Below are 11,822 nucleotides of genomic sequence, written 5' to 3' on the forward strand. Positions count from 1 at the left end.
CGGCCCGTGGCCCCATGCCCCGGCGCGGCCCGCCCGGCAGCGTGGACCTCGTGATCGAAGCGACCGAACTCACCAGACGCTACGGCCGGACCCTCGCCGTCGACCGGCTGACCTTCACCGTGCGCCCGGGGGTGGTCACCGGGTTCCTGGGCCCGAACGGTGCCGGGAAGACCACCACCCTGCGCATGGTCCTCGGCCTCAACCGGCCCACCTCCGGCACCGTCACCGTCGACGGCCGCCCCTTCGCGGGCCTGTCGCGCGGCCTGCGACACGTCGGCGCCCTGCTCGACGCCCACGACGTGCACGGCGGGCGCACCGCCCGCGCCCATCTGGCCGCGCTGGCGGCCGGCAACGGCCTGCCGCGCGGGCGGGTGGCCGAGGTGCTCGCCGAGGTGGGCCTGGCGGACGCGGCCGGCCGCCGGATCGACGGCTTCTCCCTGGGCATGAAACAGCGCCTCGGGATCGCCGCCGCCCTGCTCGGGGACCCGCCCGTGCTGCTCTTCGACGAGCCGCTCAACGGCCTCGACCCCGAGGGGGTGCGCTGGGTGCGCGGCCTGTTCGGACGGCTGGCGGACGAGGGCCGCACCGTGCTCGTCTCCAGCCATCTGATGCGGGAGATGGAGCAGACCGCCGAGGAGCTGATCGTCATCGGCCGCGGCCGGCTGATCGCGGCCGGGAGCCTGCGGGACTTCGCGGCCGGCGGCACACCGCCGCGGGTCGCCGTCCGCACCCCCGACGCGGACGCCCTCGTCGCGGCGCTGACCGGCGAGGGCGCGACGGTCCGGGCGGAGGACGACGGCTCGTACACCGTGACCGGACTGACCGCCGACCGGATCGGCGATCTCGCCTTCACCCACCGGGCGCGGCTGTACGAACTCGGCCCCCGCGCGGCCTCCCTGGAGGAGGCGTTCATGGCGCTCACCGAGGACAGCGTCGAATACGCCACGGAGGCCGCCCGATGACCGCCGTACCGGACCACGCCCCTGCCCCGGCCTACCGCCCCCCGGCCGTCGCCCCGCCCCGCTTCCGGCAGCTCCTCGCCGCCGAGTGGATCAAACTCCGCTCGTTGCGGTCGACCTCCTGGGTGCTCGGCACCGGCGGGCTGACCGTGATCGGCATCAACGTGAACTCCGCCGTGTCCAACGCGGACCTGCTCGCGCACCAGCCGGCGCTGCCCCCGGTCAAGCCGGGCGCTCCGCCGCTCCCCGAGGTGATGTTCGATCCGCTGCACACGGCGTTCGTCCCGCCGGCCTGGCAGCTCTTCATGATCATCGCCGCGACCGTGGGCGGGATCACCGTCTTCGGCGAGTACACCAGCGGGCTGATCCGTACGACCTTCGCCGCCGTGCCCCGCCGGCAGGCGGTGGTAGCCGCCAAGGCGACCGTCGTTGCGGCGGTCATGCTCGTGCTCGGCGCTGTCGTCTCCGGTGTCTCCTTCGGCGTCACCCAGTCCCTGCTGAAGGACTACGGCGGTTTGTCGCTCGGTGACCCGGGCGCTCTGCGCGCCGTCGCCGCCGGCGCGCTGCTCGCGCCGCTCTGCGCCCTTGTGGGCATGGCGGTCGGCGCCGCCGTCCGGCATGCCGCCGGCTCGATCGTCACCGCCGTCGGCCTGTTGCTGCTGGTACCGGCGCTGTTCCAGGGCGAGCGCTATCGCTGGGTCAAGGAGATCGGCAACGCCATGCCGCTGAGCGCCTGGCAGCGGCTGGTGATGAACCCGGAGCGGCCGTACGGCCTGGGCCGGTATCCGCTGTCCGTCACCGAGGCGTGGATCGTCTACGGGGCGTGGGCGGTCGCGGCGGTGGCCGTCACGCTGTACGTGGTGCGGCGCCGCGACGTGTGAGGGACCGCGACGCCGGCGCCGGTGCGCCCCGGCTTCGTCAGGCGCCCGGGACCGGCAGCGGGTCGCGCAGGGCCGAGGCGCGGCGGGTACGCAGGAGGAAGTCCTCCACCCGGGCCCGGTCCGGCGCGGCCGGCAGCGGGCTGGCGGTGAGGGCGCGGTCGGCCTCGTCCTGGAGACGGTTCATCCAGGACTCGGCCTCCGGCCAGGACACCTCGCCGCGCTTGACCGCGAGCAGCCGCTCCCGGTCGGCGCCGACGTCGATGCGCAGCTCGCCGGTGCGCAGCAGGTCGCGGCAGCTCGCCAGGAGCCGTAGCAGGTGCATCGCGTGCTTCCAGCGCGGAGCGCCGTACTGGCGCACGTCGGCGTCGAGCTTGCGGCGCTGGCCCCCGGCGTACCGGACGAAGGTGGCGTGGGCCTGGCGGGACAGGAACGCGCCGCGCAGCGCGAGGAGTTCGCGGCCGGTCGCGTCGACCCGCTCGACGACGGGGGAGTGCAGACACTCCAGGACGTTGGGGTTGTTGCGCAGCGCCAGCTCGCAGAAGCGTTCCAGCTCCCAGCTGAACTGCTCCTCGGCCGGGCCGTCCACATGCGTCGGCGGCTTGTCGAAGCGCCAGAACAGCGGCGTCGGGGCGAGATAGACGCCCCGGCGGTCCGTGTCGCTGTCCTCGGTGGCCAGACCGAACGCGCGCGACCCCATCACGCACGTGTAGACCGTGTGATCGCGCACCAGTTCCTCGGGAGTCATGCGCGTCACCCTAGAACGGGGGCGCTCACGCGCGGACGATGGTGTCCCCCGTGACCTTGATCTCCTCGGCCGGCAGCGGGCGGGGCGCCGGGCCGGACGTCATCACGCCGTCCGTGATCCGGAACCGCGAGCCGTGGCACGGGCACTCGATCATGCCGTTGGCGACCCGGGTGACCGTGCAGCCCTGGTGCGTGCAGACCGCCGAGAACGCCTTGAACTCGCCCGCCACCGGCTGGGTCACCACGACCTTGTGGTCCTTGAGGACCTTCCCGCCGCCGACCGGGATGTCGGAGACCCGCGCCAGCTGCGCGCCCGACTCGTCGTCGCTGCCGCCGCCCGAGCAGCCGGCCACCAGCGCCGCCGCCCCGAGGGCACCGGCGGCGGCCAGCGCGGTCCGGCGGGACGGGCAGCGGGGCGAGGCCCCCGGGTGCGCGGGCGCCTCGGACGGCGTCGGGGATGTCTCCGGGCTCTCAAGGCTCTCAGGGCTCTCCATGCCGCCCAGCTTGGCCCGCGCCCGCCGCGCCCCGCGCCGCAACACGCTACGACCGGGAAACCAGCTCCCTCGCACGGCCGTCCGCATCCCGCCGTACCTCCAGGACCGCCGTGACCGCGTCCCGGTCCAGCGGCCCGTGGACGTGCGGGAAGAGCACGCCCCGCGACTCCTCCCAGCGGACCTCGGAGCGCAGCCGCGCCTCGTCGAGCACGAGGACCAGGAGGGTCCCCGGCGCGTCCCGGAAGTACGTGTCGGCGTTGGCCAGGATCGTCGGCTCGTCCGGCGAGCAGTGCGTGAACCCCTCGTCGGCGAGCGACGGCGGGGCGTAGGGGCGGTCGGGATCGGCGGACCAGTCGTCCAGGAGTACGAGGTGCAGCAGCATGGGTACGTTTCTACCCCCGGCACCCGCCGTCTCGGAGAGCGGGCGGGGACGCGGCCGCCCCCGGCGGCTGACTAGGCTGGCCGGAGCGCCACGCGGAGCCCGGCCCACCCGGAGGTACGGCTCCACGCGCGCGTCGCCCCGGATCTGCCCCATGCGCAAGGACATCGCCCAGTGAGAACCGCGCTCGTCATCGGAACCGGTCTGATCGGCACCTCGGCGGCGCTCGCGCTCGCCGCGCGTGGCGTCACCGTGCACCTCCGCGACCATGACCCCGGCCGCGCCCGTACGGCCGCCGCTCTCGGCGCCGGCACGGACGCGGCGCCCGAGGGCCCGGTGGACCTCGTCCTCGTCGCCGTACCGCCCGCGCTCACCGCCGGCACCCTCGCCGAGGCCCTGCGCGCCGGGCTCGGCCGCGGCTACCTGGACGTGGCCAGCGTCAAGGGCGGCCCCCGGCGCGAGCTGGAGCGGACGGGCCTCGACCTCACCGCGTACATCGGCACGCACCCGATGGCCGGCAAGGAGCGCTCCGGGCCGCTGGCGGCCGGCGGCGACCTCTTCGAGGGCCGCCCGTGGGTGCTCACCCCGACCCGGGAGACCGACACCGAGGTCCTCAACCTCGCCCTGGAACTGGTCGCGCTCTGCCGTGCCGTCCCCGTCGTCATGGACGCCGACGCCCACGACCGGGCCGTCGCGCTCGTCTCGCACACCCCGCAGCTCGTCTCCTCGATGGTCGCGGCCCGCCTGGAGGAAGCGGACGAGACGGCGGTACGGCTGTGCGGGCAGGGCATCCGCGACGTCACCCGGATCGCCGCCTCCGACCCCCGGATGTGGGTCGACATCCTGTCCGCCAACCCCGGGCCCGTCGCCGACGTCCTCGCGGGCGTGGCGGCCGACCTGGACGAGACGGTACGGGCGCTGCGCGCGCTCGAGTCCGGCGACGACGCGGACCGCCGCGCGGGCGCCTCGGGCGTGGCGGACGTCCTGCGCCGCGGCAACGCCGGCCGCGCCCGGGTCCCCGGCAAGCACGGCGCGGCCCCGGCCGCGTACGAGACGGTCGCCGTCCTCATCAGCGACCAGCCGGGCGAGCTGGCCCGGATCTTCGCCGACGCGGGCCGCGCGGGCGTGAACGTCGAGGACGTCCGGATCGAGCACGCCACGGGCCAGCAGGCCGGTCTGGTCCAGCTGATGGTGGAGCCCGCGGCGGCCCAGGCCCTCGGCGAGGCGCTGCGCGAGCGGGGCTGGTCGCTGCGCACCGGCTGACCCGGCGCGTACGGCCGACCAGGTCCGACGCCAGGTCCGGCAAGGTCCGGCAAGGCCGGACGCGGGGGCCCGGTGACGGGTCCCCGCCCGGCCCTGGGCCCCACTGGGCCGAACGGGTGCGGGGGACTCGGTAACCTTGGGGGAGTCCCCGCACGTCCGCCGGGGTCTGCCGCTCACCCAGGAAGGTGTTCCCCACCGTGGAAACCGTGATCGTCGCCATCGACGGCCCCTCCGGCACGGGCAAGTCGAGCACATCGAAGGCGGTCGCCGCCAAGCTGGGGCTGAGCTACCTCGACACCGGTGCCCAGTACCGGGCCATCACCTGGTGGATGATCAGCAACGGCGTCGACGTGAAGGACGCCGAGGCCGTCGCCAACGCGGCCGCCAAGCCCGTCATCGTCTCCGGCACCGACCCGTCCCACCCCACCATCACGGTGGACGGCGTCGACGCCTCCGGGCCGATCCGTACCGAGGAGGTCACCTCCCGGGTCAGCGCCGTCAGCGCGGTCCCGGAGGTGCGGAGCCTGATCACCGAACTCCAGCGGACCATCGCCCGCGGTGCCGAGCACGGCATCGTCGTCGAGGGCCGGGACATCGGCACCACCGTGCTGCCCGACGCCGACCTGAAGATCTTCCTCACCGCCTCGCCCGAGGCCCGCGCCGCCCGCCGCTCCGGCGAGCTGAGGGGCGCCGACGTGACGGCCACCCGCGAGGCCCTGGTCAAGCGCGACGCCGCCGACTCCTCCCGTAAGACCTCCCCGCTCGCCAAGGCCGGCGACGCCGTCGAGGTGGACACCACCGAGCTCACCCTCGACCAGGTCATCGAGTGCGTCGTGACCCTGGTGGAAGAGCGGCGGAGCGAGGCGGCCGCCCGGTGACCGAGCCCTCCGCGAAGGGTGCGACCGTCGGCCGTGGCATCGGCATAGGGCTGATGTACGGCCTGTGGAAGCCGCGCGTCCTCGGCGCCTGGCGGGTGCCGGCCGCCGGCCCCGTCATCCTCGCCGTCAACCACGCGCACAACATCGACGGCCCCATGCTCATGGGCACCGCGCCGCGGCCCGTGCACTTCCTCATCAAGAAGGAAGCGTTCGTCGGGCCGCTCGGCGGTTTCCTCGAGGGCATCGGGCAGCTCAAGGTCGACCGCTCCGGCACCGACCGCACCGCCATAGGCAACGCCCTCGCGGTCCTCGAGCACGGCGGCGTGCTCGGGATCTTCCCCGAGGGTACCCGGGGCGACGGCGACTTCGCGTCGCTGCGCGCCGGCCTCGCGTACTTCGCGGTCCGCAGCGGCGCGCCGATCGTCCCGGTCGCGGTGCTGGGCAGCACCGAGCGGCCCGGACGGCTGGTCAAGGCGCTGCCGCGGTTCCGCAGCCGCGTCGACGTCGTGTTCGGCGACGCCTTCGAGGCCGGGGACGGCAGCGGCCGGCGCACCCGCAAGGCGCTGGACGAGGCCACCCACCGCATCCAGGACCGGCTCACCGGCCATCTGGAAAACGCCAGGCGCCTCACCGGGCGCTGAGCGACACTCTCAGTAGTGCTCAGTAGTGGGCCCCGGCGACGGGGACCCACCGACCACCAAGATCAAGGAACGGACTTCATGAACGACCAGCACGACCACGGGGCACTTGGCGACGCCGAGTACGCGGAGTTCATGGAGCTCGCCTCGGAAGAGGGCTTCGACCCGGAGGACGTCGAGGGCGCGATCGAGGAGGCCGGGCACGGCCCGCTGCCCGTCCTCGCCGTCGTCGGCCGTCCGAACGTCGGCAAGTCGACCCTGGTGAACCGGATCATCGGCCGCCGCGAGGCCGTCGTCGAGGACCGCCCGGGCGTCACCCGCGACCGGGTGACCTACGAGGCCGAGTGGGCCGGCCGCCGCTTCAAGGTCGTCGACACCGGCGGCTGGGAGCAGGACGTCCTCGGCATCGACGCCTCCGTCGCCGCCCAGGCCGAGTTCGCCATCGACGCCGCCGACGCCTGCCTGTTCGTCGTGGACGCCACCGTCGGCGCCACCGACACCGACGAGGCCGTCGTCAGGCTGCTCCGCCGCGCCGGCAAGCCGGTCGTCCTGGCCGCCAACAAGGTCGACGGTCAGTCCGGCGAGGCCGACGCCGCCATGCTGTGGTCGCTCGGCCTCGGCGAGCCGTTCCCGGTCTCCTCGCTGCACGGCCGCGGCACCGGTGACCTCCTCGACGAGGTCCTGAAGGCCCTGCCCGAGGCGCCCGGGCAGCGCTTCGGCAACGCCGTCGGCGGCCCCCGCCGCATCGCCCTCATCGGCCGCCCGAACGTCGGCAAGTCCTCCCTCCTCAACCGGGTCGCCGGCGAGGAGCGGGTCGTCGTCAACGAGCTGGCCGGCACCACCCGCGACCCGGTCGACGAGCTGATCGAGCTGGGCGGCAAGACCTGGAAGTTCGTGGACACCGCGGGCATCCGCAAGAAGGTCCACCTCCAGGAGGGCGCGGACTACTACGCCTCGCTGCGTACCGCCGCCGCCATCGAGAAGGCCGAGGTCGCGGTCGTCCTCATCGACACCAACGACTCCATCTCGGTCCAGGACCAGCGGATCATCACCATGGCCGTCGAGTCCGGCCGCGCGCTCGTCATCGCGTACAACAAGTGGGACGAGCTGGACGAGGAGCGCCGCTACTACCTCGAGCGCGAGATCGAGACCGAGATGCAGCAGGTCTCCTGGGCGCCCCGGGTCAACGTCTCCGCGAAGACCGGCCGCCACATGGACCGGCTGGTCCCGGCGATCGAGACCGCGCTCGAAGGCTGGGAGACCCGCGTCCCCACCGGCCGTCTGAACGCCTTCCTCGGCGAGCTGGTCGCCGCCCACCCGCACCCGATCCGCGGTGGCAAGCAGCCCCGCATCCTGTTCGGTACGCAGGCGGGCACCAAGCCGCCCCGGTTCGTGCTCTTCGCCTCCGGCTTCCTGGAGCACGGCTACCGCCGCTTCATCGAGCGCCGGCTGCGCGAGGAGTTCGGCTTCGAGGGCACCCCGCTGCACCTGTCGGTGCGCGTCCGCGAGAAGCGCGGCAAGAAGAAGTAAGCACACAGCGGTACGGCCGAGGGCCGGGGCGTCGTCGGACACCCCGGCCCTCGGCCGTACCGCTTCCTGCGTCGGACGCGCCCGTACGGGGCGCTCAGGCACCGCCCCCGGTGCCGGGCGGCAGCGCGTACGCCGACCAGCCCCGGCCGGTGCCGGTGCCCGCCCGGGGGAGCGCCCCCGGGCCCGTGCCCGCGGCCGTGGGGCCCGGGCCGGCGTGTCCGCCGGGTCTCGGGCCGGCCGGGGCGGGACCGGGGCCGAGACCCCGGCCCGTACCGAAGGGGCGGAAGAGCAGGTCGTCCTCGCCGCCGCGGTCGCCCGGCAGGGTGCGGAAGGCGCGGCGGAACTCGGCGTACAGGGCGTCGTAGATCGGCGTCGTGGAGAACGCCGGGAATCCCGGCGCGCTGTCCCGGGCCGGGCGCATGCCGGGGATGGGGGCGAGGCCCGGAGTCGGGTACGGCTGCGGAAATGGGTCGTATGCGTGCACATATCTGCCAACGACCCCGGCGTCCGCGGGATGCGGGCGGGGCCCGGAATGAGCCGCCGCCCGCCCGGACCGCGCGCCGTACTCGTACCCGTACCCGTCCTCCCCTCGCGGTACGGGCCGCTCGCTCACGTGCCGGCCAGCGGCAGCGCCGCGGCCACCAGGCAGCCGTTGGCCGCCGCCTTCTCCAGGGCGTCGCGCAGCAGGTCCTCGCGCGGCTGCTGGCCGATGGCGCCCACCGGGGCGGCGAAGACGAGCACCGTGTGCGACTTGTTGGCCGCCGTCCGCCAGCCCTCGGTGACCTGGAGCGGCTGGTGCGCCTGCCACCAGGCGACCTGGCCCGTGCCGCTCATGCCCGGCTGCAGGACCGAGTGCAGCCGGCCCATCGCGACCAGCACCGACCAGCCGGGCAGCGGCGCGGGCTTGCTGTTGACGTCGGCGACGGGCTGGAAGCCCTGCTCGACGAGGAGCGTCAGGAACTCGTCCGTCAGCCCGTCCGAGCCGGGGCGGGCGACCGGGGCGGTGGGCTCCACGACGAGCGCCGGGTGCAGCTCGCCCTCGATCAGCACCAGACCGCTGGTGACGCCGAGGACCGCCTGCCGGGGGTTCTCGGTGGCGAGGGACTCGGCGGCGTCGGCGGCCGTGATCGAGGCGACCGCGCCCTGGAGCTGCTCCTCGGCGACCCGGACCACCTGGGACCGGATACAGCCGGCGTGCGCGAAGGCGAGCACGGCGGTCTCCTCGCCGACGAACAGCACGGTGCTGGTGCGCTCGCGCTCGGAGTCGCCGGGCGTACGGCAGGAGGTGCAGTCGTAGCTGCCCGGGGCGTTCTCCCCGGCGAGCAGTCGGTCGGCTTCTTCGTCGCCGATCTCGGCGCGTACGTCCTCACTGACGTCGAGCATGCGCGGCACGGGTGGCTCCCTGGACTCTTCGCGGGGTGACGGGCCGGGCGGCTCCCGGTCGTCTCATGCCGAGTTCAACGGGGAACCCTCGGCCGGGGTCACGCGTGAAGCGCCGCCAAGTTGCGCGGAAACGGCCGCGCGCCCTCGCGGAGCGTCGGCGCCGGCCGGGTGACATGTGAACGGTGTTCCGCGCGGCGGCCCCGCCGGGGCCCGGAACGGCTGCCTAGCCTGCCCCATGGCGAAGACCCGAGCACTCCGATGGCGCACGGCCGCCGCCGGCGCCGCGGCAGCGTTCCTCCTCCCGGCCCCCGGCGCCGCGGCCGCCGCGCCCACCCCGGTCGAGCCGTGCGTCCGCGACCACTGGCCGTGGGGGTGCGTCGCCGACTGCGAGAGCGCCGGTGACTGGCACGCGAACACCGGCAACGGCTTCTTCGGCGGGCTGCAGTTCCGGCAGTCGACCTGGGAGGAGTTCGGCGGCGGCCGGTACGCCCCGCGCGCCGACCTCGCCACCCGCGCCCAGCAGATCACGGTCGCCGAGGACGTCCTGCGCGTCCAGGGCTGGCAGGCCTGGCCGGTCTGCTCGCGGCGGTACGGCCTGAGCGGCCGCGCCCATGTCGTCCAGCCCGGGGACACCCTCGACCGGATCGCCGCCCGCTTCTCGGTCGAAGGCGGATGGCAGGCGCTGTACGCGGCGAACCGCTCGGTGATCGGCCCGGACCCGGACCGCATCGCCGTCGGCATGATGCTGAGCCTGCCCTCGTGACAGGGCCGGGGGCGGCGGGCGCGGGGACGCGACCCGGCTACAGTCGGCCACGACCACATACGCTTGCCCCAGGGGGACCGGCACAGCCATGCGCGTTTCTTTCCTGCTCCACAACGGCTACCACATCGGCGGCACGATCCAGGCGACCTTCACGCTCGCCGCCGAGCTGGCGGCCCGTCACGAGGTCGAGATCGTCTCGGTGTTCCGCCACCGCGACGAACCCGTGCTCGGCGTCCCCGACGGAGTGAGCCTGCGTCATCTGGTCGACATCCGGAAGAACAGCCCCGGGTACGACGGCGACCACCCCGACTTCCACCGCCCCGCCCGGGTCTTCCCGCGCGGCGACGGCCGCTGGAAGCAGTACAGCGCCCTCACCGACGCCCGCATCGGCGCGCACCTCGCCGCCGTCGAGGCCGACGTCGTCGTCGCCACCCGCCCCGGGCTCAACGTGCAGCTCGCCCGGCAGGCGCCGCGCGGGCCGGTGCTCGTGGGGCAGGAGCACCTGATCCTCGACGGGCACAGCTACCGGCTGCGCCGCGACATCGGCCACGAGTACGCGCTGCTCGACGCCGTCACCACCGTCACCGAGGCCGACGCCCGCTCCTACCGGGCGCTCGCGCTGCCCGGCGTACGGATCGACGCGGTGCCCAACAGCGTGCCCGCGCCGCGGGTGCCGCCCGCCGACCCCGCCGCGAAGATCGTCGTCGCGGCCGGCCGGCTCACCCCGGTCAAGCGGTACGACCTGCTGATCGACGCCTTCGCCGAGGTGGCCGCCGCCCGCCCCGACTGGACGCTGCGGATCTACGGCACCGGCGACGCCGCCGACAACCTGAAGAAGACCCTGGCCCGGCAGATCGACCGGCTCGGCCTCGGCGAGAACGTCCGCCTCATGGGCACCGCGCACCCGATGGAGCCGGAGTGGGTCAAGGGCTCGCTGGCCGCGGTCACCTCGCGGCGCGAGTCCTTCGGCATGACCATCGTCGAGGCGATGCGCTGCGGGCTGCCGGTGGTCTCCACCGACTGCCCGTACGGCCCGGCGGAGATCATCGAGGACGGCGTCGACGGCCGGCTCGTCCCGGTCGACGACACGGCCGCCGTCGCGGGCGCGCTGCTCGCGCTCATCAACGACGACGAGGCCCGGGCCCGGGCGGCGAAGGCGGCCCTGGCCGCCTCCGAGCGCTTCGACCCCTCGCGGACGGCGGTCCGGCACGAGGAGATCTGGACCGGGCTCGCCGCCGCGGGCGCCGGCCGGCCGCGCGCCCACGCCCCGGCCCGGGCCGCGCTGCACCGTGCCGTCGGCACCGTCGTCGACGCCGTCTACACGGCGAAGTCCCGGGCGGGTGCCCTGGTCCGCCGCTTCCGCTGAGCGCCCGCCGCGGGAAACTGTGGGGATCCTGTGAATACGGTGCGGGGAGCGGGCGTGGAATTCCCCGTCGGGGGCATTCGTGCGGAATTCGGGAGTGGATATTCACCGGTGCGTTCCCGGTGCGTGAAATTCCGGGTAAACGGCTGGAATCCGACCCCGGAGACACGGTTGGTGAAGAACGGGGCCATGTCAAACGTATGTCGGGAAGCTGTGACACAAGCGTGACCGGCAAGGTACTAACGTGATCTGTATGACACCCGAACACGCACCCGAAACGTATGTGGGACTCCGCGTCGAGGAGGCCGAACGGCTCGCCAGGATCCGCGGCTGGCGGGTCGTCCGGATCCTGCCGCCGGGCGCGGTCGTCACGATGGAGTACATGGAAGGGCGCATCGACTTCGAGGCCGAGAACGGCGTCGTCACCCGCGCCTGGCGCGGCTGAGCCGACCGGTCCGGGGAGGTATCGAGGCCATATGACGGGAGGGCCCCGGCCGATCGGCCGGGGGCCGCCCCGCCCATTGCTGTGGTTTGTGGCAGCCCCCCC

14 protein-coding genes are annotated in these 11,822 nt (G+C 74.3%); 9 read left to right on the forward strand and 5 right to left on the reverse strand.

The features are described from left to right. The first annotated feature begins 50 nt into the window (after positions 1–50). A complete protein-coding gene (locus tag ABZ693_RS27445) occupies positions 51–962 on the forward strand; it encodes an ABC transporter ATP-binding protein (RefSeq protein ID WP_359882423.1) in 912 nt (303 codons plus the stop codon). Beyond that, positions 959–1,840 (forward strand): ABC transporter permease, encoded by an 882-nt coding sequence (locus ABZ693_RS27450; RefSeq protein WP_359882425.1) that lies wholly within the window; start codon positions 959–961, stop codon positions 1,838–1,840. The genes ABZ693_RS27445 and ABZ693_RS27450 overlap by 4 nt, the downstream gene beginning before the upstream one ends. A gap of 37 nt (positions 1,841–1,877) precedes the next feature. Here the strand turns inward: ABZ693_RS27450 and ABZ693_RS27455 are convergent, their stop codons facing one another. Genes ABZ693_RS27455 through ABZ693_RS27465 form a run of 3 tightly spaced genes read right to left on the reverse strand, consistent with a single transcriptional unit; the run spans position 1,878 to position 3,460 of the window. After that, positions 1,878–2,585 carry a nucleotidyltransferase domain-containing protein gene (locus ABZ693_RS27455; RefSeq protein WP_359882427.1) on the reverse strand — a complete coding sequence of 236 codons (708 nt, stop codon included), beginning with the start codon at positions 2,583–2,585 and terminating at the stop codon, positions 1,878–1,880. Positions 2,586–2,610: 25 nt separating this feature from the next. Beyond that, a complete protein-coding gene (locus ABZ693_RS27460; RefSeq protein WP_359882429.1) occupies positions 2,611–3,078 on the reverse strand; it encodes a Rieske (2Fe-2S) protein in 468 nt (155 codons plus the stop codon). A gap of 46 nt (positions 3,079–3,124) precedes the next feature. Continuing rightward, positions 3,125–3,460 carry a DUF952 domain-containing protein gene (locus ABZ693_RS27465; RefSeq protein ID WP_359882431.1) on the reverse strand — a complete coding sequence of 112 codons (336 nt, stop codon included), beginning with the start codon at positions 3,458–3,460 and terminating at the stop codon, positions 3,125–3,127. A gap of 171 nt (positions 3,461–3,631) precedes the next feature. On the opposite strand from ABZ693_RS27465, the gene ABZ693_RS27470 reads away from it, so the two are divergent. The 4 genes from ABZ693_RS27470 to der all read left to right on the forward strand — a co-directional run bounded on the left by ABZ693_RS27470 (position 3,632) and on the right by der (position 7,766). Next, complete coding sequence (locus ABZ693_RS27470) at positions 3,632–4,720, forward strand: prephenate dehydrogenase (RefSeq protein WP_359882433.1); 1,089 nt, start codon at positions 3,632–3,634, stop codon at positions 4,718–4,720. Positions 4,721–4,905: 185 nt separating this feature from the next. Then, complete coding sequence (gene cmk, locus ABZ693_RS27475) at positions 4,906–5,598, forward strand: (d)CMP kinase (RefSeq protein WP_359882436.1); 693 nt, start codon at positions 4,906–4,908, stop codon at positions 5,596–5,598. Then, on the forward strand, positions 5,595–6,239 hold the full coding sequence (locus tag ABZ693_RS27480; RefSeq protein ID WP_359882439.1) for a lysophospholipid acyltransferase family protein: 645 nt from the start codon (positions 5,595–5,597) through the stop codon (positions 6,237–6,239). Before cmk ends, ABZ693_RS27480 begins: the two co-directional genes overlap by 4 nt. A gap of 78 nt (positions 6,240–6,317) precedes the next feature. Continuing rightward, positions 6,318–7,766: a ribosome biogenesis GTPase Der gene (der, locus tag ABZ693_RS27485; RefSeq protein ID WP_359882441.1), complete on the forward strand. Its 1,449-nt coding sequence runs from the start codon at positions 6,318–6,320 to the stop codon at positions 7,764–7,766. Between the two features lie 94 nt (positions 7,767–7,860). Here der and ABZ693_RS27490 read toward each other — a convergent pair whose 3' ends face one another. Further along, positions 7,861–8,187 (reverse strand): hypothetical protein, encoded by a 327-nt coding sequence (locus ABZ693_RS27490; RefSeq protein WP_359882444.1) that lies wholly within the window; start codon positions 8,185–8,187, stop codon positions 7,861–7,863. A gap of 188 nt (positions 8,188–8,375) precedes the next feature. Then, positions 8,376–9,158 carry a DUF8842 C-terminal domain-containing protein gene (locus ABZ693_RS27495; protein WP_359882446.1) on the reverse strand — a complete coding sequence of 261 codons (783 nt, stop codon included), beginning with the start codon at positions 9,156–9,158 and terminating at the stop codon, positions 8,376–8,378. 226 nt (positions 9,159–9,384) lie between these two features. Here ABZ693_RS27495 and ABZ693_RS27500 point away from each other — a divergent pair, with 226 nt between their 5' ends. The 3 genes from ABZ693_RS27500 (at position 9,385) to ABZ693_RS27510 (ending at position 11,720) form a co-directional block, all read left to right on the forward strand. Beyond that, entirely contained in the window at positions 9,385–9,912 is a 528-nt protein-coding gene (locus tag ABZ693_RS27500; RefSeq protein WP_359882448.1) for a transglycosylase family protein, read from the forward strand. An 88-nt stretch (positions 9,913–10,000) separates the two neighbouring features. Beyond that, positions 10,001–11,278, forward strand: a complete 1,278-nt coding sequence (locus ABZ693_RS27505) for a glycosyltransferase (protein WP_359882451.1) — start codon at positions 10,001–10,003, stop codon at positions 11,276–11,278. A 250-nt stretch (positions 11,279–11,528) separates the two neighbouring features. Continuing rightward, a complete protein-coding gene (locus ABZ693_RS27510; RefSeq protein WP_359882454.1) occupies positions 11,529–11,720 on the forward strand; it encodes an I78 family peptidase inhibitor in 192 nt (63 codons plus the stop codon). The last annotated feature ends 102 nt before the right edge of the window (positions 11,721–11,822 follow it).

The sequence above is a fragment of the Streptomyces laurentii genome (assembly GCF_040635425.1).
GTDB classification, from domain to species: Bacteria; Actinomycetota; Actinomycetes; order Streptomycetales; family Streptomycetaceae; genus Streptomyces; species Streptomyces laurentii.